This is a genomic window from Streptomyces sp. NPDC056987, assembly GCF_042673865.1.
GTDB lineage: Bacteria > Actinomycetota > Actinomycetes > Streptomycetales > Streptomycetaceae > Streptomyces.
Map to the genome: position 1 here is coordinate 1 of NZ_JBHURV010000043.1, position 22,148 is coordinate 22,148.

The following is a 22,148-nucleotide window of genomic DNA, read 5'->3' on the forward strand; positions in this document are numbered from 1 at the left end:
ATCTGCCGGCGGACGCCCCGCCCGGCCCGCTGAGGAGCGCGCGATGAGTGCCAGTGCCAGTGCCCCGACGAGTGCCAGTGCCCCTACGAGTACCGGTGGCAGTGCCATGGAGATGACGACGACCGCGACGACGGCCGGTGATCCGCCCACGCGGCACGAGCCGCCCACGGATCCTTCCGGGTCCGGGGCGAGACCCGGCAAGGACGGGCGCCGGGGCCGGGGCGGCGGAGGCTCCGTCCCCTGGCTGCTGCTCGCGCCCTGCCTGGCCGTCCTCGCGCTGGTGCTCGGCTATCCGCTGACCCGGCTGGTCACCCTCTCCTTCCAGAAGTTCGGGCAGCCCCAGCTCTGGGGGTTCCAGGCCCCGGAGTCCGCGGGCCTCGACAACTTCACCGCGGTCCTCGGCGACGGGGAGTTCTGGGCGGTCGTCCTCCGTACGATCGTCTTCGCGGCCGGGGCCGTCATCCTCACCATGGTGCTCGGCATGCTCATCGCCCTGCTCCAGCAGCGGGTCTCCGGCTGGGTGAAGACCCTGATCAACATCGCCCTGGTGGCGAGCTGGGGCATGCCGATCCTGGTCGCCGTCACCATCTTCAAGTGGATGTTCGACACCGACTACGGGGTCCTCAACTGGGTGCTGTCCCGGATCCCCGGAGTCGACCTCATCGGCCACAACTGGTTCGCGAGCGGCCCCCAGGGCCTCGCCGTGATCATGCTGCTGGTGGTCTGGGGCGCCGTACCGTTCGTCGCCATCACCCTCTCCGCCGGGCTCACCCAGGTCCCCGCGGAGCTGGAGGAGGCCGCCCGGCTCGACGGGGCGAGCGCCTGGGGCGTCTTCCGCCATGTCACCGTGCCGATCCTCAAGCCCGTCATCGTGATGCTCGCGACGCTCTCGGTCATCTGGGACATGGGCGTCTTCCCGCAGGTGTTCGTGATGCGCAACGGCCATCCAGAGGCCGAGTTCCAGCTCCTCACCACCTACTCGTACGACAAGGCGTTCGTCGTCAACGACTACTCCCAGGGGTCGGCGATCGCGCTGCTCACCGTCCTGCTCCTGCTGGGCGTGATCGCGGTCTACATGCGCCAGATGCTCAAGATCGGAGAGGTGGAGTGAGCGCTACGACCCCGGCCACCGCGACCCCGGCGACGACGAAGAGGCCCGGGACGAGAACCCCTCGGCAGTCGCCCCCCGGCAGCCGCAAGGCCGGCTGGAACACCCTCGGGGTGCTCGTCTTCGTCGTCCTCGGCTTCCCCGTCTACTGGATGCTGAACACGGCGTTCAAGCCGGCCGGCGACGCCATCGACCCCGACCCGCACTTCTTCCCCCGTACGTTCACCCTGGACAACTTCCGCCGGGCGCTGGACATCGCGGACTTCTGGGGCCCGGTCGGACGCTCGCTGCTCGTCTCGTCCGTCGTGGTCGTCATCGGCGTCGTGGTCGGGCTGCTCGCCGCGCTCGCCATCTCCCGGTTCGCGTTCCGGGGGCGCAAGATCGTGATCGTCGGGATCCTCGCCGTGCAGATGGTCCCGCTGGTCGCCATGATCATCCCGGTCTTCCTGCTGCTGAACGACCTCGGCCAGTACGACAGGCTCTCCGGCCTGGTCATCACGTACCTCACCTTCATCCTGCCCTTCACGGTGTGGACCCTGCGCGGCTTCATCGTCAACATCCCGAAGGAACTGGAGGAGGCGGCCATGGTCGACGGCTGCAGCCGCACCGGCGCCTTCGTCCGGGTGGTCTTCCCGCTCCTCGCGCCCGGCCTGGTCGCCACCTCGGTGTACGGCTTCATCCAGGCGTGGAACGAGTACCTGTACGCGCTCATGCTGATGAGCCAGCAGAACCAGACCGCGACCGTCTGGCTCTCCAACTTCTCCACCAAGCACGGGACGGAGTTCGCCCCGATGATGGCCGGCTCCACGATGATGGCCGTGCCCATCGTCATTCTGTTCCTGCTCGTCCAGCGCAAGATGGCAGCGGGTCTGACGGCCGGCGCAGTGAAGGGTTAGAAGGACCGATGACGACACTCGTATCCACCACCGACACCCTCACCCGCGACGCCCTCGCCGTGCTCCAGCCGGGTTTCGTCGGCACCACGGCGCCGGACTGGCTGCTGCGGGCGATCGGCGACGGGCTCACCTCGGTCGGGCTGTTCGGCCGTAACGTCGCCGACCCGGAACAACTCGCGGCGCTCACCCGGCGGTTGCGGCGTGAACGGGAAGACATCCTGGTCGCGATCGACGAGGAGGGCGGCGACGTCACCCGCCTGGAGGTACGGCACGGCTCGTCCTTCCCCGGCAACTACGCGCTCGGCGCCGTGGACGACCCCGAACTCACCCGCGACGTCGCCCGGGAGCTGGGCCGGCGGCTCGCCGCGTGCGGGGTCAACCTCAACTGGGCGCCCTCCGCCGACGTCAACTCCAACCCGGACAATCCGGTCATCGGGGTACGGTCCTTCGGCGCCGACCCGGAGCTGGCGGCCCGGCACACCGCCGCGTACGTCGAGGGACTCCAGGCCGCCGGGGTCGCCGCCTGCGTCAAGCACTTCCCGGGCCACGGCGACACGGCGGTGGACTCGCACCACGCGCTGCCCCGCATCGACGTGGACCTGGACACCCTGCACGCCCGCGAGCTGCTGCCCTTCCGCGCGGCGATCGCGGCGGGCTCCCGATCGGTGATGAGCGCGCACATCCTGCTCCCCGCGCTCGACCCGGAGCGCCCGGCGACCCTCAGCCCGCGGATCCTCACCGGACTGCTGCGCGAGGAGCTGGGCTTCCAGGGCCCGATCGTCACCGACGGCATGGAGATGCAGGCCATCGCCTCGGTGTACGGGATCGAGCGCGGCTCCGTCCTCGCGATCGCGGCGGGCGCCGACGCCATCTGCGTCGGCGGCGGCCTGGCCGACGAGGGCACCGTACTGCGGCTGCGGGACGCCCTGGTGGCCGCCGTACGCAGCGGCGAACTCCCCGAGGAACGCCTGGCCGACGCGGCGGCACGGGTCCGCGCCCTCGCCGACTGGACCCTCCGCGCCAGGGTGTCCCCCGGGGCCGGGACGCCGGGCGCGGCCACACAGGAGGGGACCGCGCCCGGCACCGCGTCCAGCGCGGGAGCAGCGGCATCCGGCGGGGCTCCCGGGGTGGTGCCCACTCCCGACATCGGCCTCCTGGCGGCCCGCCGGGCACTCCGCGTCACCGGCACGGCCACCCCGCTCACCCGCGCCCCGTACGTCGCGGTCCTCACCCCGGTGGCGAACATCGCGGTCGGCGAGGAAACCCCCTGGGGCCTGGCGACCGAACTGAACCACCTCCTCCCGGGCACGCAGACGGCCACGTACGCCGAAGCCCCGCCCGAGGACACCTCCACGCCCACCCCGGACCCGGCGACCCGCATCCTCACGGCAGCCGGCGACCGCACCACGGTGGCCGTGGTCCGCGACGCCCACCGCCACCCGTGGATGCGGGCAACCCTGGACGCCCTGCTCACGGCGCGCCCGGACACCCTGGTGGTCGAGATGGGCCTCAACGAAGCCCCGCCGAGCGGCGCCCTCCACATCGCCACCCACGGCGCGGCCCGCGTCTGCGCCCGGGCGGCGGCGGAGGTTCTCGCGGGGCGGGTGCGGTAGGGGCGCGCCGGCCCGCGCCCCCGCGTCATGCGGCCCAGCGGCGCGGGGTGTGCACGAGGGTGGCCCACGTACGGGTACCGATGCCGCCACCGACGGCGAAAGGGTGCGCGGCACCGAAGCCCCAGTCCCCCTGGTGGGCCTCCACCAGGTCGGGCACACCCTCCAACGCGTCCAGGCGGCGTTCGTCGCACACGGCGGCGAGGCGGGGGTGGGCGTGCGCGGCGTGGGTGTCGTGGACGGTGATCCGGAGGGCACCCTCAAGGTCATGACGCAGGGCGAGATGAACCTGTTCCCCGGAACCGGTGAACCGGCAGGCGTAGGCGACGAGTTCGCGTACAAGGCGCAGGGCCGGGTCGATCAGGCTGTCCGCAATGCAGTGCACGTCGAGGATGATCTCGGCGGCCTCGTGCGCGACGGCCGGTGTGGCAACGGCGGAGGGGAGCGTCAGCCCGTACGCGAGGTTCCCCGGATGCGGCTCGCCCACGTCCTGGAGCGGGGGCGGGCATTGGGTGAACCGTGGGGTGGCGTGCGGGAGTACGGGGACGAACTCGTTTTCGGGCATGACGACTCCGCTCGTTGACGCGTTGGTTTGGTGTGATGCCTGCGGACACACCTGTGGGCAGGCTCGCGCAGTGCTCTACGTTTTCGCTGTGCGTGAGCGACGCATCACTGAAGGTAGGGCATGGGGTGCTTCATGTGCCACCCCTCTCCTTGGATAGTGCTGCACCGATAGCCCCGTATGGTGGTGTCCGGCAGACTGAGCGGCAGTCAACAGAAGGGATGTCCATGCCCCCACGGACCACCCCCACACAGCGGCAGAAGAGACTCGGCGCAGAGATCAAGAAGTTGCGCACAGCCGCGGATATGACCGCTGAGCAGGCGGCCGGGCTGATCGGTGTCGACCGGGGCAAGATCTCAAACATCGAAGCGGGAGTTCGCAACATCAGCCCTGAACGGCTGCGCGCTCTGGCCGCCCACTGCGCGTGCACGGACGAGCAGTACGTGGATGCGCTCGTAGAACTCAGTGCGATTCCGCAGCGTAACTGGTGGGACGAGTACAGGAGAAAGCTGTCACCTGGCCTCTTGGACATCGCCGAACTGGAATGGCAGTCGCACCGGATCCAGACCATTCAGACGGTTCACATCCCTGGTCTGCTCCAGACCGAGGACTACGCCCGCAGTATCTTTGACGCGCTGCTTCCTCCCCTGCCGCGCCTCGAACTCGAACTGCATGTGGCGCATCGGATGGCCCGGCAGCGCGTGCTCAGCCGCGAACAGCCGGTCAGTTACACGGGCTATGTGCACGAGGCAGCACTGCGGATGCTCTTCGGCGGCCGCGAGGTGACCAAGAAGCAGCTCGGTGCCCTGATCGAAGCGGGCGAGCGGGACAATGTCACCGTCCGGATAGTGCCCATCGAGCGCGGTAGCTTTCCTGGCGCCGGACAATCCCTGCTCTACGCCGAGGCACCCGTTCCGCAACTCGACACCGCTCAGCTCGACTCGGCCCACGGTCCGGCATTCATGCACGAGGCAGCGCAACTTGCCAAGTACCGCACACACTTGGACTGGATGGACGAGGCATCCCTGTCGGCACAGGCATCGCGGGACGTCATCCGCAGCATCATTCGCGAACTCTAAGGAATTCAGCTATGTCGAAGATCACCTGGGAAGAGCCGTTCTGCGGCACGGGTAACAACTGCTTCCGCATCGGCACGGACCCGGACGGCAACGCCTACATAGCCGTCTCCGGCCAGGAGGACACCTACCTCACCGACACCCGTGAAGCCCTCGCCACCCTCATCCGCGACATCAAGGCCGGCAAGGCCGACCACTTGCTGTAGCGCCGGGCCCCGCCTGCGGACCGGTGCCAAGGGCAACCGGGTGTGTCGAGCCAACTGGCCACCGCGAGGCCCGCCTCTCCAGGCTCGCATGTCGCGGTTCCAGGCATGCCCCGCCGCTCGGGCCTGTTGTCAGGTGTCGCCCGTACCGGGCCCAGGTCGAGACGCACGGCAAGGCGCCTGGTGTGGAGTCTCTTCAACTCGGGCCCAAACAAAGCCCATTGTCGCAATCGGCCAGTCGTTTTGAATGAGTTGCCGGACATTAGTGCACCGGTAGGTGCACGAAACGGGCCGTACGGTACACGGCGCCCCGTTGAGGCCCACTTCTGTCCCCCCGGCACGGCATCACTCGGTCACGCCCACATCGGTGTCACCGTCGGTGTCTACGCCCGTGTGCGACTCCGCCTCCAGCGCGACGCCATCGATCTCCTCGGCCGCTCCCTTCATAGCCCCGCCGAAGCCGTCAACCGGCCCGGTGAAGACGACGAATCGCACCTCTGTGCCGCACCCGCCCGCTGACGTTGCCGTCAACTACTGCCGTCAAGAGCCCCAGAGGCCCCGCCGGATTCAAGAATTCCCGGCGGGACCTCTGGCTTGTTCAAACTGACAACTCCTGCTGCGCCTCGGCATACGAATTAGCCGGGACAAGCTCGGACATCTTCCTGAAGAAGATCATCCCAGCCGCTTTGACAGCCTCCAGGAAATCCGCAGATGAAGCATTTGCCGTCTTCGTTTCTTCGCCAATCTTGGCGGTCACCAAGACGCGAGACGCTGCGGCCCGAAAAGAGAGCTTAATCGGCTGATCCGGGAAATATGTCTCTGCGTATCCCGACGACTGCATTTTCGTCACCATTTCGGCGATATAGCACCATAGCTGGTCAACATAGTCCCACTCTTCAGTGCCGATGATTTCCAATCCATCAACGGACAGCCGAATGGCACCTTCAATGTAGTCAAAGTTGGGCGGCGAGGTACGGCAGGCTTCCACCTGCACGAACCCACCGTCCGCGCCCTTCAGGAACGTCTCAATCTCAACCACGTCTCAGGACCTTCGATGATGGTTATTCCGGATAGAACTGGCCCACTCGACCTCTATTCATGCCGAGTACGTAATCGACGCCGTTGACGTTCCCGCGCATCTGATACATGCCTTGACTGCCTCGCTGAACCAGCGTATCGCGGTTCTGCCGCATGACTTGACCGATAGCGTCTTGGACGTCATCAACACTCATGCTCGAATCGAAGAAGGACTGCGTTTTCTTCACCGATCCATCCCAATACTTCGGGTGATGTCGAGTGAGGATGTGCTCCATTCCCTTCTTATCCAGCAAGAGGGACTGATTCCCGAACTGGAACCGCTGACTGCTCCAGTCCCGGAGAGCGGGAAGGCATCCTCCACTGTTATGAACCAGAACCGGCGTCTGGCCGGCGAGTACATAGTACGTGTGGAGGTCGGCGACAGTGAGGTTGTAGGTCGTGGCGTGCTTGGTGAAGGCGCGGTTCGCGGTCACGATGACGGTTGTGCCGTCATCGCTGAGCAGGGTCGTGCCTGCCGTGAGCTCTCTGGCTTCGAGCCAGCGGCGTTCCGACGGTGACCAGAAGGGGTGTTCGTGGGTTGCCGTGAGCTCCTCGACGCCGTCTTCGGTCATTACGGACAACGTGTTGAAGTGCTTGTCGTCCTTGGTGACTATGAGGCGGGTGACCTCGCGGGGGCCGGTTTCTCCTGTCTCGGGGTCTGTCGCCAGTACCTGATCGCCGAGCTTGATGTCCTCGATGTTTTTACTGGTTCCGTCGGCAAGGAGGACATCGGTGCCGGGCAGGAAGCACTTGCAGCCGGAAGGCGCCTTCTTGGCGGCGCCCGCCGCATCGTCAATATGCTTTGCCCCCTTGACCAGCTTGAGGATCTTCAGTGGAGTGGGGAGATCGCCCACGGTGGAAGCGCAATCGGCCGACAGCCCAGGGCTGTCCATGCAGTCTTTCCACGCCACTGGGTCGGGGAGAAAGAAAAGAGCAAAAGTGACTACCTGGATTGCCGGCCCGTCGACGCGCTTCCCCAGATAGGGCCCTGGTGCCGGCGCCTTGCCGGGGCTGGGGGACGGGGCGGGCGCCCACGTGCTTCCGCCCGAATTCGCCCTCCCGCCCGAGGATGAAGAGGAGGAACTGGTTCCCTTCTTCTTCTCGGACTTGGTTTTTGCGGGCTTCGTGCCCTTTCCGGGAACGCCGTTGTGGCAACCGGTCAGCTCGCCCGTGTGACATTCCGGAACTCCCAACCCGCTGGGATCTGTGATGGTCACCGGGTTCTGCGTGCCGTAGCTGTAGCCGTTCAGCGTCTATGGAATCTCGCTCTGGAGCAAGGGGTCAGCGCTGATGAAACGGCCGATCCCAGGGTCGTATTCACGGGCGCCGAGGTGGGTGAGGCCGGTCGCCTTGGTGTCATCGGTGCCGCCGACGAAGCCCTTGGTGCCAGGCCAGGCTTTCGGTGCGTCGCCGCGGATCGCACCGAAGGGGAGGGTACGGCGCTGAGTGAGGGCCAGATCGGCCGCGTTGATGGCGAGTTGTCCTGTGCCGTGGTGATCGGCGATGGTGAAGGCAACGGTGCCGTCGTCGTTCCGGACCGCGCCCTGGCCACCGCCGATGTCGACGTAGCGGGTGGCCTTTGCTTTGTCAGCGCCTTTGGCAAGGGTGACTTCGGCGGCGATGATCGCCGCGGTCTCCGGCATCCTGGACAGCTTCACCCAGGCCGCCGCGGAGAAGCCGCTCTCGGTGGCCACCGTGGGGATGTCCGTCTGTGCGTAGTCGTCGACCCCGTCGAACGAGACCGCCGTGCCGATCGCGCCCGCCACCCCCGGGGTGGCCCCGCCGCGCAGCTCGGCGACGCGGGCGCCGGCCGTGCCCTCGGCCGCGGTGGCGCCGGTCGGATCGTCGAGGCTCCAGGCGGCCCGCTCGGGCTGGCCGGCCTTCACGCGGTACTGGTACGTACGGATCTCACTGCCGTTGCCGGCCGCGTCGAAGGCCTGGGCGGTGACGAAGTTCAGCCCCGGCTCGGACGGCAGCACCCGGGTGGTCTTCGCCGCGCCGCCCGTGGTGGTCAGCGCGTTCTTCGAGGACGGGTCCGTGTTGACGCCGAACCAGTACTTGACCACGTCGCTGTCGGCGGCCTTCAGTTCGAACGCGCCGTACTTGCCCACCCCGTCCGACCACGGGTCGGCGGTGTCCTCGGAGGCCCCCGGGTCCGAGGCCGGATACTCCCCGGAGGCGATCGCCGGAGCCTTGGGCACACTCGTGTCGTAGACGAAGTAGCAGCCCGTCGGGTCACCGGCGGTCGACCAGGGGGAGTACTGCGCCCCGTCGTACGAGCGCACGTACCAGGCCACCTGCTTGTTCTTCGGGATCGACGACGGCAGCGCGATCGAGAAGTTCGACCCGGACCTTTTCGCCGTGGTGCGGGCGGGGCTCCAGCGGGCCACCATCCCCTTGCCGTCCCCCGTGTCCCACGACGCCTGGAACTGCACGGAGACGTTGTCGCCGTCCGGGTCGGTCACCTTGTTCGCGTAGATCTTGCCCAGGGTGCGCACCCTGGCCGCGCTCGCCGGCTTCTTGCAGGTCCCGCCGTACTCCATCGTGAGCTGCGACATCTTGATCTGCGGAGGCGGACGGTTGTACCTCACCCGCAGGTACGCCTTGTCCGAGAAGCGCTTCCAGCCGTATGCGTCCGTCTCGCTGCCCGCGCGCAGCCCGAACGTCATCGTGGACCACTTGCCGTTCGCCGCCTCCTGCACCGCGGACTTGACGTCGAATTCGGCGTCCTTCGCCGAACAGCCGTCGTAGCCGTAGGCGAAGGACTCCGACCGCAGCTCCTTGATCCAGAAACCGGCGGCCTGCTGCGAGTTCCACGTCGTCGAGGAGGAGATGTCCTTCGTCCGCCACAGCTCCACGCTGCGCGCGCCGCACGACGCCGACCACGTGTTGCGCACCACGAACTCGGCCGACAGGACCGTCTTCCCGGCGAACTTCGAGGTCGGGATGCGGTAGAAGAGCCGCTTGGTGTCGTGCGGCTTGCAGTAGTCCCAGTTGCAGAAGCCCATACCGGCCGTCGACTCACCGTTGAACTTCCACTGCGGCGACGACGCCCAGTACTCCGACGCCATCGTCCACGCCGACGCCCTCGGCGAGTACCACTGCGGATCGATGAACACCGGATACACCGTGTCCGCGTCGGACAGCATCTCCGCGTCCGGGGTCAGTACGAGGGCGTCACCCGTCGCGGGCACGGCCACCCCCACGGCCGCCAGCTTGCCCGACTCGCTCGCGCCGGGCTCCCGCGCCGCGTCCACGCCCTCCTCGACGGCCGCCCGCCGACGGGCCGTTCCCGTACCGTCACCGGACGGGGCGCTGGAGTCCCACATCATCGGCTTCGGCGCCTCGAACACCGCGCCCTGCGCGCCCTGGTCGACCGCTTCCAGGCCGCCTTCCGGCGTCCCGCGTACGTCCACGCCCTCCGCGGCCAGTCCGAGACGGAGCGCGGCCAGCTTCTCGCTCGCCGCCGCCTCGGCCGTCTTCACGACGAGCAACTGCGTGAAACCGTCCTCCTGCGCCCCCATCCGCAGATCGACACCCGGCAGCACCTCCCGGTAGGTCGCCGTGGAACCGCTCAACTCCGGCGCGGGCAGCACCCCGGGCCAGGTGAGCGCGACCTCACGCCCCGCCTTGTCCATCCGTACGAGTGGCTCGGTACCCCCCGACGAGAACCGGATGCCCACCGTGGACACCTTCGGCGCGACCGAACCGTCGGAAGCCTTGGCCAGCTCCGTGTCGACCGGCCGCCATGCGCCGTCGACCCGGGCCCGTACCGGACGCAGATACTCCCGCGCCTCCAACGCGCCCTCGGGGGTGGCGAACACATCACTGTGCTCACCCCGCAGGGACCCGACCTCGACCGGCCTGCCTCATCGTTTCGCTTCGGCGAGCGCGTCGTCCGTGGTGGCCTCCGCGGGGGCCTCGTCCGGATTCTCGCTCTCGTCGGCGGCCGACGTGGAAACGGCCGGAGCCGACGCCGGGCGCGCGGCGGCGGGCAGCGCGCTCAGCGGGACAAGCCCCGCCGCCAGCACGACGGCGAGCCCGCACACGAGACCTCCCGCGTACGGCGGTCCGCGCCTGCGTCCCCTCTTCCGGGCATCACGATTTCCCCACACCCCACCCATGGATCCCCGCCCCAAGCGTCACAGGAAGTACACAACTTCGCAGAGTTAAATGCCGTGTGCACAGGGTTGTCAATGGAGATCTTTGCGGCCATCCGGTCCGGAGCGGGGCGAACCTGTCAGAGCTGTCAGGCCTGTCAGATGCCCTGCCAGTCCGGCTTGGACGCGAACGTCGCGCGGAAGTATTCGGCCAGCTTCAGGCGGGAGGCCGCCGCCTCGTCCACGACCACCGTCGCGTGCGGGTGGAGCTGGAGCGCGGACGCGGGTACGAGGGCGGCGACCGGGCCCTCGACCGCCTGGGCCACCGCGTCCGCCTTGCCCTCGCCCGTGGCGAGCAGGACCAGGTGGCGGGCCTCCAGGATGGTGCCGATGCCCTGGGTGATGACGTGGTGCGGCACCTCGTCGGGGGTGTCGAAGAAGCGCGCGTTGTCGGCCCGGGTCTGCCGGGTCAGGGTCTTGATCCGGGTGCGGGAGGCGAGCGAGGAGCAGGGCTCGTTGAAGCCGATGTGGCCGTCCGTGCCGATGCCGAGCAGCTGGAGGTCTACTCCGCCGGCCTCGGCGAGGGCCCGGTCGTACGCCTCGCACGCGGCCTGGACGTCCTCGGCGCCGCCGTCCGGGCCGAGGAAGACGCTCGGGTCCAGGCCTAGCGGTTCGACGACCTCGCGCAGGACGACGGAGCGGTACGACTCGGGGTGGCCCGACGGCAGCCCCACGTACTCGTCGAGCTGGGCTATGCGCGCGCCCGAGACGTCCACGGTGCCGGCCCGGACCCGCTCCGCAAGTGCCTGGTAGACGGGCAGGGGCGTGGAGCCGGTGGCCACGCCGAGGAGGGCGTCGGGCTTACGGCGCAGCAGTGCGGCGATGCTGTCGGCGATGAGTGCGCCACCCGCGGCGGCGTCCGGGACGATGACCACTTCCACGCTGGGCCCTGCCGATCTGATGGTGAGTCTTTTGTGGTATAGACCAATTCTAGCAGAGGGGGCGGCGCCGGTTCCTGAATCCTCGTGGAAGGGCAGGCGACGAAGAGGGGTAGGGAGGAGGGAGAAGGGGAGAGGCGCAGGAGGGGGAGGAGCCCGGTGGCGGGGCCGGGCGGGGCCGTGTTCGACTGGGTGACGGGGGCGTGAGCGACTGGAGGGCACCCAGCATGTCTGCCGCGTTTCCCGCCGGGCCGAGCGAGTACGCGGGCCGCATCATGTCCACCGAGGTGCTGGAGCAGCCCGCGGCGCTGCGGCGGCTCCTCGCGGACGGGGTGCCCGGGATCCGCGAGGTGGCGGGCGCCGTCGCGGCGCGGAAGCCGCGCTTCGTCCTGCTCGCGGCGCGCGGCACCTCCGACCACGCGGCGCTGTACGCGAAGTACCTGCTGGAGATCAGGCGGGGGATGCCCTGCGGGCTCGCCTCCATGTCCACCATCACGGCGTACGGCACCCGCCCCGACTTCACCGGTGTGCTCTTCGTCGGCGTCAGCCAGTGGGGCGGCTCGCCCGATCTCGTGGCCGCCACCTGGGCCGCCCGGGAGGCGGGCGCGATCACGCTCGCGGTGACGAACAACCCGGACTCGGCGCTCGCCGCCGTGGCCGAGTACCACATCGACGTCCTGGCGGGCGCGGAACGGGCGCTGCCGGCCACCAAGTCGTACACGGCCTCGCTGCTCGCGCTGTACCTCTTCACCGAGAGCCTCGGCGGCGCCGACGGGGCGGGAGCCGCGTCCGCCGTGCCGGATCTGGCGGACGAGATCCTCGCCAGGGGCGCGGAGGTACGGACGCTCGCCGCCCGCTACCGGTTCGCCGCGCGGATGGTCGTCATCTCGCGGGGGTACGGCTATCCCACGGCCAGGGAGGCGGCCCTGAAGCTGATGGAGACCGCCTACCTCCCCGCGCTCGCCTACTCCGGCGCGGATCTGCTGCACGGCCCGCTCGCGATGATCGACAACAGCTCGCCGGTGATCGCCGTCGTCCCCGAGGGCACGGGCGGCGAGGCGCTCCGCCCCGTCCTCGACCGGCTGCGCGGCCGGGGCGCCGATCTGTGCGTGGTGGGCCCGGCGGCGGAGACCGCGCGGGCCGCGGCGGGGTTCGTACTGCCGGTGGAGGGGGTGGGCGAGGAGCTTCAGCCGATCCTGGAGATCCTGCCGCTCCACCGTCTGGCCTACGAGATCTCCATCGCCCGCGGCTACGACCCGGACGCCCCGCGCACGATGGCCAAGACACCCGAGTCGAGCTGAGCCGAGCCGCTACCCGGCCTGGGGCCGCTGGAACCGGCACCCCTCGGAAACACTCGCTGGAACCGGCACTCCTCGGAAAACACCCGCGGGCCGCGGCGCCGCGACGGGACCCTCAACCCGTACGGCACCGCAGCCCGGAGTTGCTACGGCCGACGGGTGTGCGGTCCCGGCGGCCGTTGGGAGAGGTTCCGCCGCAGTCAGGGCAGAGAGCGCCGGCACCTCGTTCCACCCTCCTGTGCGGGGAGGGCGGAAGCCTGTCGCACCATTCTGGACTAGACCATTCGGAAGTGTCCATGCCCGCGGCGCGTACGGTGAGCCTAATTCGCCGCCTACCCCTCAGTACAGACCAAGGGCGTCCCTGATCCGGACCAGGGGTCGCCCCTGAAGGGTCCGATCCGTCCCACGGGTACGCTCGCAGGTGTGCCCTCCATGAACGATCTCGTACGCCAGCACACAGCCCTCGGTGAATCCGACCTGGAGTGGCTGCATCTGCTGGTCTCGGAGTGGCAACTGCTCTCCGACCTCTCCTTCGCCGACCTCGTCCTCTGGGTCCCGACCCGCGACGGCACCCGCTATGTCTCCGTCGCCCAGATGCGGCCGAACACCGGGCCCACCTCCTACCAGGACGACATGGTCGGCCACCTCGTGCCGCGCGGGCGCCGGCCCCTGCTGGACGCCGCGCTCGACGAGGGGCGGATCGTCCGGGAGGGCGACCCCGAGTGGCGTGAGGAGGTGCCCGTACGGGTCGAGTCCATCCCCGTACGGCGTGAGGGCCGGGTCCTCGGGGTCATCGCCCGGAACACCAACCTGCTCACCGTCCGCACCCCGAGCCGGCTGGAGCTGAGCTACCTCCAGTCCGCCTCCGACCTGGCGCAGATGATCGCCGCCGGTTCCTTCCCCTTCCCCGGCCAGCAGGTCGACATGGACGCGTCGCCCCGGGTCGGGGACGGGCTGATCCGGCTCGACGCCGACGGGGTCGTCCAGTACGCCAGCCCCAACGCCCTCTCCGCGTATCACCGGCTGGGACTCGCGTCCGACCTGGTGGGACAGCACCTCGGCCGGGCCACCGACCAACTCGCGCCCGCCCGCGGCCCGGTGGACGAGGCCATCGTCAAACTGGCCAGCGGTTACGCGCCCCGGGAGACCGAGGTCGAGGGCAACGGCGGGGTCATCCAGCTCCGCACCATCCCGCTCAAGCCGAAGGGCACCCGGATCGGCTCGCTGGTGCTTCTCCGGGACGTGACGGAACTCCGCCGCCGTGAGCGTGAGTTGATCACCAAGGACGCCACCATCCGGGAGATCCACCACCGGGTGAAGAACAACCTTCAGACGGTGGCGGCGCTGCTGCGCCTCCAGGCCCGCCGGATGGACTCGGTGCGGGGGCGCGAGGCGCTCAACGAGGCCGTGCGGCGGGTCGGTTCCATCGCGATCGTCCATGAGACGCTGTCTCAGAATCTGGATGAGCGCGTCGAGTTCGACGAGATCGCCGACCGTGTCCTGGCGATGGTGGCGGAGATCTCGCCCGGCAAGATCCTCTGCCGCCGTACCGGACGGTTCGGCATCCTGGACGCCGAGGTGGCCACCCCGCTCTCCATGGTGCTCACCGAGATTCTGCAGAACGCGCTGGAGCACGCCTTCGACCCGGGTGAGGAGGGCCGGGTGGATGTCTCCGCCGTCCGCAGCGGTGACTCGCCGGCGAAGAAGAACCGGCGCACGGGCACCTCGGGCACGTCGGACACCCGGCTGCTGATCACGGTCCAGGACGACGGGCGGGGTCTGCCCGAGGGATTCGATCCGCACCGGGCCGGAAATCTCGGGCTCCAGATCGTCCGGACCCTGGTGGAGGGCGAGTTGGGCGGCACCTTCGACATGGTGCCCGCGCCGGTGCGCGGCACGCGCGTCCTGCTCGACATTCCGGTGGAGCCGCAGAAGTAACCGCGGAAGCGGTTGGGGGACCCGCCACCGGAAGTACCGCACACAGCATCGAGCCCCGGACCGTTTTACGGTACGGGGCTCGGTTCGAAGCTCACTATGCGATGCGCATCGGGGGGTACTGCGCGCTGCGGTTCGGGGGCGGGTCTATGCGTACACGCTGTACGCTCCGCCGCCTGAGGCTGTTACACGGGTGGTTCAGGCGGTCGCGTTACGCGCCCGGTTACGAGCGGCGCGACGCTTCATCGCGCGGCGCTCGTCCTCGCTGAGTCCACCCCAGACGCCGGAGTCCTGGCCGGACTCGAGCGCCCACTGCAGGCACTGCTCCATGACGGGGCAGCGACGGCAGACGGCCTTGGCTTCCTCGATCTGCAGCAGCGCAGGACCGGTGTTGCCGATGGGGAAGAACAGCTCGGGGTCTTCCTCGCGGCAAACGGCGTTGTGACGCCAGTCCATGGCTGCTACCTCTCTTGGTATTACGTGCAGGTTGCTTGTGAATGTGAACGCTTTCACGAATCCCTCGACAAGGGAAGGGTCGACCGCCGGGAAACATGGCGGAGTCCTTGGTTCGAGGAGGGGTTCTGGTTCTCAGGGAGGCCGGTGTTGCGGGCCGTCCCGAGCGCCATGTAGAGATTCGCAAACCTCGGCGGCGGATACAACCCCTTCTGGAAAGTTTTTTTTGATTCCTCGGTGTCGACTAGGTCACAGCCGTACTTCCATGGGGTGGATGGCAGCCTAAACGTTCGAGTGAAAGGAGTTTTGCCTCTTCCGCTCACACAATCACACGCAGTGCACGGCGAACGCCTGTGAACGTCACGCTCGTACGCACTCCGAGATGGTCGCCGTCCATCTGGAAGGGGAGGGGCGCCTTGGAATGCAAGGTGAAGTCGGTCAGGTCGTGCAGGGATACGGCGTGGCGCCCGTGAGGGCCCCGCTCAGGGGTCGAAGTGAGCAGTTGTGTCCCATATACGGCCGCCGCCGAAGTGGACATTCTGGTCAGTCCGAGGACGTCGAGCGCCGAGTCGAAGGACGCCGTGGGCGACGAGTACAGCGGTCGATTCCCCAGGTAAGTGTAGGGAGCGGTGTTGCAGATTATCGACAGGACGAGATCTTCGACCGGATCCTCACCGGGACGTTCCAAAGTGATCAATCCGTGGCGGCGGTGCGGTTCTTCGAGGAACTGGCGTATCACCTGGCGCACATAGAGGGCGTGCGTCGAACGCTTTCCGCGCTCCCGGTGCTGTTCGACCCGGCCGACGACTCCCGCGTCGAATCCGAACCCCGCGTTGAAGGTGAACCAGCGGGACGGGGCGGCCTCGTCCTCCGACCCCGGCGTCCCGGCCGCCAGTCCCAGGCCGACCGTACGTTCGCTCTTCTCCTCCAGCGCCTGGAGAATCGCGCCGGTCGCCTCCACCGCGTCGTTCGGCAGCCCGAGCGCGCGGGCGAAGACATTGGTGGAGCCGCCGGGGACCACCGCGAGGCGCGGCAGCCGCTCGGGGTCCGGGCCGTTGTGCAGCAGACCGTTCACGACCTCGTTGACCGTGCCGTCCCCGCCCAGGGCCACGACCAGCTCGATGTCGTCGGAGTCGGCGGCCCGCCGGCCGAGGTCGCGGGCGTGCCCGCGGTACTCCGTCGTCACCGCCTCCAGCTTCATCTCGCTGGCCAGCGCGTGGATGAGTACGTCTCGGGTGCGGGCACTGGTGGTGGTTGCTGCCGGGTTGACCACGAGGAGTGCGCGCATGCCGAGCAGGTTACCGGCCGAGGGGCGGCGGGTCGTCCCCGGGCGGAACGCGCCCGGCGCCCCGGCACCCCCGCGGCGTACCCGGCGCCGGATCCGGGCGCCGATCCGGGGGCCGATACCCTGCAAGGGTGAGCAGAGCGACGCAGCCAGAGCCCGGCCCCGGACCGACCCCGCGCCCCACCCGGCTGACCGCCGCCGCGGCGGTCAGCGGTCTGGAGGCCCTGGCACTGTTCGCCGGCGGCGCGTATCTGCTGGTGATGGGGCTGCTCGGCCGCCCCGACTCCCCGCAGCAGGCCGAGATGGGCGGCGTGACCCTGATCGCACTCGGCGTGATCCCGCTGCTCGCCGCCCGGGGGCTGCTGCTGCGCCGCGGCTGGAGCCGGGGGCCCGCGCTGATCACCCAGATCATGGCGCTGCCGGTCGCCTACACCCTGCTCACCTCGGACGGCGCCGGCATCCCGGCCGGGATCGTGCTGGCGGCCGTCGCCGTGACGGGGCTCGTCCTGCTCGTCAACCCGACGACCACCGAGGCCCTGGGGATCCGCGGCCCGGCCGGCGACGCGTAGCCCGCGCCGCGGGAGCCAGAACTGTCCGCGGGACCATGGCCTGTCCGCGGGAGCGTGACCTGTCCGCAGGAGCCAGACCTGTCCGTGGGGACAGGTCGTTCCGCTACTCCTCCACGAGCAGCCGCTCGCGCAACTGCGCCAGCGTGCGCGCCAGCAGCCGCGAGACGTGCATCTGCGAGATGCCGACCTCCTGCGCGATCTGCGACTGCGTCATGTTGCCGAAGAACCGGAGCAGCAGGATCCGCTTCTCTCGCGGCGGCAGATCCTCCAGCAGCGGCTTGAGCGACTCCCGGTACTCGACGCCCTCCAGCGCCTCGTCCTCCGCGCCCAGCGTGTCCGCCACGGCCGGTGACTCGTCGTCCGTGTCGGGGACGTCCAGCGACAGCGTGGAGTACGCGTTGGCGGACTCCAGGCCCTCCAGGACCTCCTCCTCCGAGATGCCGAGCCGCTCCGCCAGCTCGTGCACCGTCGGTGATCGGCCGTGCTGCTGCGACAGCTCGGCCGTCGCGGTCGTCAGGGCCAGCCGCAGCTCCTGGAGGCGGCGCGGCACCCGTACCGCCCAGCCCTTGTCCCGGAAGTGCCGCTTGATCTCCCCGACGACGGTCGGTGTCGCGTACGTCGAGAACTCGACCCCGCGCTCCGGGTCGAAGCGGTCCACCGACTTGATCAGCCCGATGGTCGCCACCTGCGTCAGGTCGTCCAGCGGCTCGCCGCGGTTGCGGAACCGGCGCGCGAGATGCTCGACCAGGGGCAGGTGCATCCGGACGAGCTGATTGCGGAGGGCCGCCTTCTCGGGTGAGCCGTCCGGCAGTTTGCGCAGTTCGACGAACATCGCCCGCGCGCCGCTGCGGTCATGCGGGTCGTGCCGCTGCCCGCTCCGCGCTTCACCCCGCGGTTCGCTCCGTGACTCGTTCCGCGGTTCACCCTGAGGTTCGTTCCGCGAGTCGTTGTGCTGTCCGTTGTCCTGCTCGTTGTCCTGTCCGCTGTCCCGCTCGCTGTGCTGCTCGCTCATAAAGGCCGCCCGCTCTGCCTGCGCCCGCTCTGTCCGCGTCTGGTCCGCCGCGGCAGTCTGGCCGTCAAGTCCGTCCTCCGGATGGGGACGGGCCTGCTGCTCGGGGATCCCCGCGGGGGCGAGCACCGGCTCCGCCGGAACCTCGTGCCCTCCCCGCGGCTCTGGTGGGATGCGCCCCTCGTCACGCACCGGACCGTCCCCGTTCCTCACGCCGGCCCGGGTCCCGCGCCGCGCTGTTTGTAGAGGCTGATGGTGACCGTACGGTCCTCGGCGACCGTCGACTCGACCTTGCCGGCCAGTGCGGAGAGCACCGTCCACGCGAACGTGTCGCGCTCGGGGGCGCGTCCGTCGGTGGTGGGGGCCGACACGGTCACTTCGAGCGAGTCCTCGATCAGTCGGAAGACACAGCTGAGAACGGAGCCCGGTACGGCCTGCTGGAGCAGGATCGCGCAGGCTTCGTCCACCGCGATGCGGAGGTCCTCGATCTCGTCGAGGGTGAAGTCCAAGCGCGCCGCGAGGCCGGCCGTGGCCGTACGCAGCACGGACAGGTAGGCACCCGCAGCGGGCAGCCGGACTTCCACGAAGTCCTGGGTCCCGGGCTCGCCTGCGATCTGGGACACCCTCACCTCCAAGGTGGCACAAGCTCTTCAGGGCTCCGGACAGGGCGTGTCGAGGAGCCTTGCGGTACGTGTCATTACGTAGCCGGTCTGGGTGGCGACGCTATCGCGATCCATAGTGCCGTGTCGCCGGGACCCCCAGTCCGCTACGGTCACTCATGGTAAGCATATGACCACGGAAAGTGGCTAGGGGTCTGCGGCATCCAATTGAGAAGAACCGGCGGAGGGTTGACGTACCCAGTCGTCAGACGATCGAACCGTCGACAAAGCACCAACGCCAGCTCTCACCCGGCTCGAAACTTCGCATCACCGCGTGTCCCGTCCTCTCGAAGTGGAGTGTCGCGTGCCGGTACGGCGACGAATCACAGCACCCGACGTTTCCGCACTCCAGGCAGAGTCGCAGTTGGACGGGGTGGCTGCCGACGGCCAGACACTCCGCGCAGGTGTCGCCACTCGGCGCGGGCTCGGGGTGTGGAAGTTCCACGATGTGACTGCACTGCCTCATGATGGCGAGATTACGACGTACGAGTACGCACGAGGCAGGAGTACGCGCACGGCAGAAGTGCGCGCACACGACAGGAAGACGGAGCCGGGATGGACGTACTGCCGCTGATCGCACTGGTGGCGGGCAGCGCCGCGATCGCCGGGGCCGCCCGCCGGACACCGGTGGCCGCGCCGCTGCTGCTGGTGGCGGTCGGTCTGGGCGCCTCGTACGTGCCCGGTGTGCCGGATTACACACTGGATCCGCATGTCGTGCTCCCACTGATCCTGCCGCCCCTGCTCTACACCGCCGCGGTGGACAGCTCGTACCTCGACCTGCGGGCCAACATCCGGCCGGTGGCGCTGCTCTCGGTCGGATACGTCCTCTTCGCGACGATCGCGGTGGGCTGGCTCACCTATCTCCTCGTCCCCGATCTGCCCCTGACCACGGCGCTGGTGCTGGGCGCGGTCGTCGCGCCGCCCGACGCGGTGGCGGCCACCGCCATCGCCCGCAAACTGGGGCTGCCGAGCCGGATCACCACCATCCTCCAGGGTGAGTCGCTGCTCAACGACGCCACCGCCATCACCGCCTTCAAGGTGGCGCTGGCCGCGGCGGTCGGCGCCGGGGCCAGCTGGGCGGGCGGCGTCGAGGAGTTCGCGCTCGCCTCGCTCGGCGGTGTCGGTGTCGGACTCGTCCTGATGGTCCCACTGCACTGGCTGCGCACCCACCTCACGGAAGCGCTGCTCCAGAACACACTCTCGCTGCTCATCCCCTTCGTCGCCTACGCGGCCGCGGAACAGGTCGGCGCGTCCGGTGTGCTGGCGGTCGTGGTGGTGGCGCTCTATCTCGGCCACCGCTCCTGGCAGGTGGACTTCGCGACGCGGCTCCAGGAGGCCGCGGTGTGGAAGATGGTCGCGTTCGTCCTGGAGTCCGCGGTGTTCGCGCTCATCGGGCTCCAGCTGCCCTTCGTCCTCAAGGGACTCGGCGAGTACGGGGTGGCCGAGGCGGCGCTGTACGCCCTCTGGGTCTTCGTGGCGGTGGTCGTCGTCCGGTTCGTCTGGGTCTACCCGGCGACCTTCCTGCCGCGGCTGGTCTCCGAGCGGATCAGGGAGCGTGAACCCGACACGAACTGGAAGGCGCCGCTGATCGTCGGCTGGGCGGGGATGCGCGGTGTGGTGTCACTGGCCATCGCCTTCTCCATCCCGCTGGTGACCCACGCGGGCACACCGTTCCCCGGACGCAACCTCGTGCTGTTCCTGACGTTCACGACGGTCATCGGCACACTCGTCGTCCAGGGACTCACACTGCCGCCGTTCATCCGGCTGCTGAAGGTGTCGGGCCGCGACCGGCAGGCCGAGACGCTCGCCGAGGCACAGGCGCAGAGCGAGGCGTCCACGGCGGCGGAACGGCGGCTGGACGAACTCCTCGCCGACGAGCGCAACACCCTGCCGGGGCCGCTCGCGGACCGGCTCCGTACGGTGCTGGAGCGGCGCCGCAACGCGGTGTGGGAGCGGCTCGGCTCCGTCAACGCGATCACCGGGGAGTCAGCGGACGACACCTACCGGCGGCTGTCCAGGGAGATGATCGAGGCGGAGCGCACCGTCTTCGTGGAGCTGCGCGACCAGCGGCGGATCGACGACGAGATGCTGCGGACGCTGCTGCGCCGGCTGGACCTGGAGGAGGCGGCGGCGTACCGGGAGGACGGCTCGGCCTGAGCGGGGCACACGGTCTATGGGGCGGACGGGCTACGGGGTGGAAGGGGCCGTGGTGGACGGTTCGGGGGCGCCGGTGATCACGGCCGCGACCGCCGTGCCGGGCGGGAAGGCGCCCTCCGCCGCCAGGGTGGTGACCCCGTACAGCATTTTGGCGACATAGAGACGTTCCACGGCCAGCCCGTGCCGGTCCTCGAAGTCCCGTGCGAAGGCGTCCAGCTCGGGCGGGACCCGGGCGAAGCCGCCGAAGTGGAAGCGGTCGTCGAGGCGCCAGTCGCCCGCCGGTCCCGCGAAGGCGGCGCGCTGGAGCCCCCGTATCTCCCCGCCCAGGAAGCCGCCCCGGAGCACGGGGAAGCCGAGGGCCGTCCGCCCCTCCCCCGGGGTCCCCGGCCCCGGCCCGGCGGTGGGGTCCGGCGCGAGCCCCGCGGCGAGTCCCGCGAGCGTGCCGCCGGTACCGCAGGCCACGGCGACGGTGCCGGCCGCGCCGCGCAGCTCCCGGCCCAGCTCGGCGCAGCCCTGCGCGGCGAGCGCGTTGCTGCCGCCCTCCGGGACGACGTACACCTGGCCGGGGTCGAGCCCGGCCCGCGCGAGCAGCGCGGCGACGGCGGCGGGCTCCGCCTTGCGGCGGTACTCCGCCCGGTCGACGAAGAGCAGCCGCATCCCGTCGGCCGCGCACCGGGCGAGCGACGGGTTCCGGGGCCGGTCGGCCAGCTCCTCGCCCCGTACGACACCGACCGTGGCGAAGCCGAGGAGCCGGCCGGCGGCGGCGGTCGCGCGGAGGTGGTTGGAGTACGCGCCGCCGAAGGTGAGCAGCGTGTGGCGGCCCGCGTCGGCGGCGGCCCGCAGATTGGGCGCCAGCTTCCGCCATTTGTTGCCCGGAAGCTCGGGGTGGATCAGATCGTCGCGCTTGAGGAGCAGGCGTACGCCCCGGCGCGCGAAGCGCTCGTCCTCGACCTCGTGCAGCGGAGAGGGGAGCCGCGGGCGCAGCGCGGCGAGAGATACGAGAGGGCTGGGCGGTACGGGCGGTACGAGAGGTCCGGGCGGTACGGGCGCTTCGGGCGGCGGGGTCACGTTCCTATTGTCGGCCGGGGTACGTGCCCGGGGATCCGTGCGCCCCCGAAGTGCGCCGTTGGGATGAACTTGCGCGTGTTGTGCCCCGTATCGGGCCGTTCAGTCCCACTCGTTTGTGTAATGGCGACTGCACGCCACGTGATGG

At 69.4% G+C, this 22,148-nt stretch carries 21 protein-coding genes and 1 pseudogene; 9 read left to right on the forward strand and 13 right to left on the reverse strand.

The window, feature by feature from the left end:
* The first annotated feature begins 106 nt into the window (after positions 1–106).
* Genes ACFTZC_RS34630 through ACFTZC_RS34640 form a run of 3 tightly spaced genes read left to right on the forward strand, consistent with a single transcriptional unit; the run spans position 107 to position 3,617 of the window.
* Positions 107–1,111 (forward strand): carbohydrate ABC transporter permease, encoded by a 1,005-nt coding sequence (locus ACFTZC_RS34630; protein ID WP_382896677.1) that lies wholly within the window; start codon positions 107–109, stop codon positions 1,109–1,111.
* The gene (locus ACFTZC_RS34635; RefSeq protein ID WP_382896680.1) at positions 1,108–2,004 is read left to right on the forward strand and encodes a carbohydrate ABC transporter permease; all 897 of its coding nucleotides are present in this window, start codon (positions 1,108–1,110) and stop codon (positions 2,002–2,004) included. Before ACFTZC_RS34630 ends, ACFTZC_RS34635 begins: the two co-directional genes overlap by 4 nt.
* Before the next feature lie 8 nt (positions 2,005–2,012).
* Positions 2,013–3,617: a glycoside hydrolase family 3 protein gene (locus ACFTZC_RS34640; RefSeq protein ID WP_382896682.1), complete on the forward strand. Its 1,605-nt coding sequence runs from the start codon at positions 2,013–2,015 to the stop codon at positions 3,615–3,617.
* Positions 3,618–3,642: 25 nt separating this feature from the next.
* Here the strand turns inward: ACFTZC_RS34640 and ACFTZC_RS34645 are convergent, their stop codons facing one another.
* Positions 3,643–4,179, reverse strand: coding sequence for an ATP-binding protein (locus ACFTZC_RS34645; RefSeq protein ID WP_382896685.1), 537 nt, complete (start codon positions 4,177–4,179; stop codon positions 3,643–3,645).
* A 224-nt stretch (positions 4,180–4,403) separates the two neighbouring features.
* Here ACFTZC_RS34645 and ACFTZC_RS34650 point away from each other — a divergent pair, with 224 nt between their 5' ends.
* Together ACFTZC_RS34650 and ACFTZC_RS34655 are read left to right on the forward strand one after the other, a co-directional pair.
* Positions 4,404–5,255 (forward strand): helix-turn-helix domain-containing protein, encoded by an 852-nt coding sequence (locus ACFTZC_RS34650; protein ID WP_382896686.1) that lies wholly within the window; start codon positions 4,404–4,406, stop codon positions 5,253–5,255.
* A gap of 11 nt (positions 5,256–5,266) precedes the next feature.
* Positions 5,267–5,458, forward strand: a complete 192-nt coding sequence (locus ACFTZC_RS34655; protein ID WP_382896689.1) for a hypothetical protein — start codon at positions 5,267–5,269, stop codon at positions 5,456–5,458.
* A gap of 342 nt (positions 5,459–5,800) precedes the next feature.
* Here ACFTZC_RS34655 and ACFTZC_RS34660 read toward each other — a convergent pair whose 3' ends face one another.
* The 6 genes and pseudogenes from ACFTZC_RS34660 to nagB all read right to left on the reverse strand — a co-directional run bounded on the left by ACFTZC_RS34660 (position 5,801) and on the right by nagB (position 11,573).
* Positions 5,801–5,950, reverse strand: a complete 150-nt coding sequence (locus tag ACFTZC_RS34660; RefSeq protein WP_382896692.1) for a hypothetical protein — start codon at positions 5,948–5,950, stop codon at positions 5,801–5,803.
* Between the two features lie 103 nt (positions 5,951–6,053).
* A complete protein-coding gene (locus tag ACFTZC_RS34665) occupies positions 6,054–6,494 on the reverse strand; it encodes a hypothetical protein (protein ID WP_382896694.1) in 441 nt (146 codons plus the stop codon).
* A 22-nt stretch (positions 6,495–6,516) separates the two neighbouring features.
* Positions 6,517–7,749: a polymorphic toxin-type HINT domain-containing protein gene (locus ACFTZC_RS34670; protein ID WP_382896696.1), complete on the reverse strand. Its 1,233-nt coding sequence runs from the start codon at positions 7,747–7,749 to the stop codon at positions 6,517–6,519.
* A 393-nt stretch (positions 7,750–8,142) separates the two neighbouring features.
* Positions 8,143–10,377, reverse strand: a pseudogene (locus tag ACFTZC_RS34675) (DNRLRE domain-containing protein); the annotation flags it as partial.
* Positions 10,378–10,401: 24 nt separating this feature from the next.
* Positions 10,402–10,581, reverse strand: coding sequence for a hypothetical protein (locus ACFTZC_RS34680; RefSeq protein ID WP_382896699.1), 180 nt, complete (start codon positions 10,579–10,581; stop codon positions 10,402–10,404).
* 209 nt (positions 10,582–10,790) lie between these two features.
* Complete coding sequence (gene nagB / locus ACFTZC_RS34685) at positions 10,791–11,573, reverse strand: glucosamine-6-phosphate deaminase (protein WP_382896701.1); 783 nt, start codon at positions 11,571–11,573, stop codon at positions 10,791–10,793.
* Positions 11,574–11,797: 224 nt separating this feature from the next.
* Here nagB and ACFTZC_RS34690 point away from each other — a divergent pair, with 224 nt between their 5' ends.
* Entirely contained in the window at positions 11,798–12,871 is a 1,074-nt protein-coding gene (locus ACFTZC_RS34690) for an SIS domain-containing protein (RefSeq protein WP_382896704.1), read from the forward strand.
* 429 nt (positions 12,872–13,300) lie between these two features.
* On the forward strand, positions 13,301–14,806 hold the full coding sequence (locus tag ACFTZC_RS34695; protein ID WP_382896838.1) for a histidine kinase N-terminal domain-containing protein: 1,506 nt from the start codon (positions 13,301–13,303) through the stop codon (positions 14,804–14,806).
* Positions 14,807–15,001: 195 nt separating this feature from the next.
* Here the strand turns inward: ACFTZC_RS34695 and ACFTZC_RS34700 are convergent, their stop codons facing one another.
* Together ACFTZC_RS34700 and ACFTZC_RS34705 are read right to left on the reverse strand one after the other, a co-directional pair.
* Positions 15,002–15,259, reverse strand: a complete 258-nt coding sequence (locus tag ACFTZC_RS34700) for a WhiB family transcriptional regulator (protein ID WP_004937597.1) — start codon at positions 15,257–15,259, stop codon at positions 15,002–15,004.
* A gap of 316 nt (positions 15,260–15,575) precedes the next feature.
* Positions 15,576–16,544 carry a diacylglycerol/lipid kinase family protein gene (locus ACFTZC_RS34705; protein WP_382896707.1) on the reverse strand — a complete coding sequence of 323 codons (969 nt, stop codon included), beginning with the start codon at positions 16,542–16,544 and terminating at the stop codon, positions 15,576–15,578.
* Between the two features lie 128 nt (positions 16,545–16,672).
* Here ACFTZC_RS34705 and ACFTZC_RS34710 point away from each other — a divergent pair, with 128 nt between their 5' ends.
* Positions 16,673–17,110 carry a hypothetical protein gene (locus ACFTZC_RS34710; RefSeq protein ID WP_382896710.1) on the forward strand — a complete coding sequence of 146 codons (438 nt, stop codon included), beginning with the start codon at positions 16,673–16,675 and terminating at the stop codon, positions 17,108–17,110.
* A 103-nt stretch (positions 17,111–17,213) separates the two neighbouring features.
* Here the strand turns inward: ACFTZC_RS34710 and ACFTZC_RS34715 are convergent, their stop codons facing one another.
* From ACFTZC_RS34715 to ACFTZC_RS34725, 3 genes are all read right to left on the reverse strand, one after another.
* Positions 17,214–18,332: an RNA polymerase sigma factor SigF gene (locus ACFTZC_RS34715; RefSeq protein ID WP_382896713.1), complete on the reverse strand. Its 1,119-nt coding sequence runs from the start codon at positions 18,330–18,332 to the stop codon at positions 17,214–17,216.
* Complete coding sequence (locus ACFTZC_RS34720; RefSeq protein WP_319680839.1) at positions 18,329–18,742, reverse strand: anti-sigma regulatory factor; 414 nt, start codon at positions 18,740–18,742, stop codon at positions 18,329–18,331. The genes ACFTZC_RS34715 and ACFTZC_RS34720 overlap by 4 nt, the downstream gene beginning before the upstream one ends.
* A 241-nt stretch (positions 18,743–18,983) precedes the next feature.
* Complete coding sequence (locus tag ACFTZC_RS34725; RefSeq protein ID WP_382896715.1) at positions 18,984–19,244, reverse strand: UBP-type zinc finger domain-containing protein; 261 nt, start codon at positions 19,242–19,244, stop codon at positions 18,984–18,986.
* A gap of 89 nt (positions 19,245–19,333) precedes the next feature.
* On the opposite strand from ACFTZC_RS34725, the gene ACFTZC_RS34730 reads away from it, so the two are divergent.
* A complete protein-coding gene (locus tag ACFTZC_RS34730) occupies positions 19,334–20,935 on the forward strand; it encodes a Na+/H+ antiporter (protein ID WP_382896718.1) in 1,602 nt (533 codons plus the stop codon).
* Positions 20,936–20,965: 30 nt separating this feature from the next.
* Here the strand turns inward: ACFTZC_RS34730 and ACFTZC_RS34735 are convergent, their stop codons facing one another.
* Positions 20,966–22,003, reverse strand: a complete 1,038-nt coding sequence (locus tag ACFTZC_RS34735) for a 1-aminocyclopropane-1-carboxylate deaminase/D-cysteine desulfhydrase (RefSeq protein WP_382896721.1) — start codon at positions 22,001–22,003, stop codon at positions 20,966–20,968.
* Positions 22,004–22,148 lie beyond the last annotated feature (145 nt).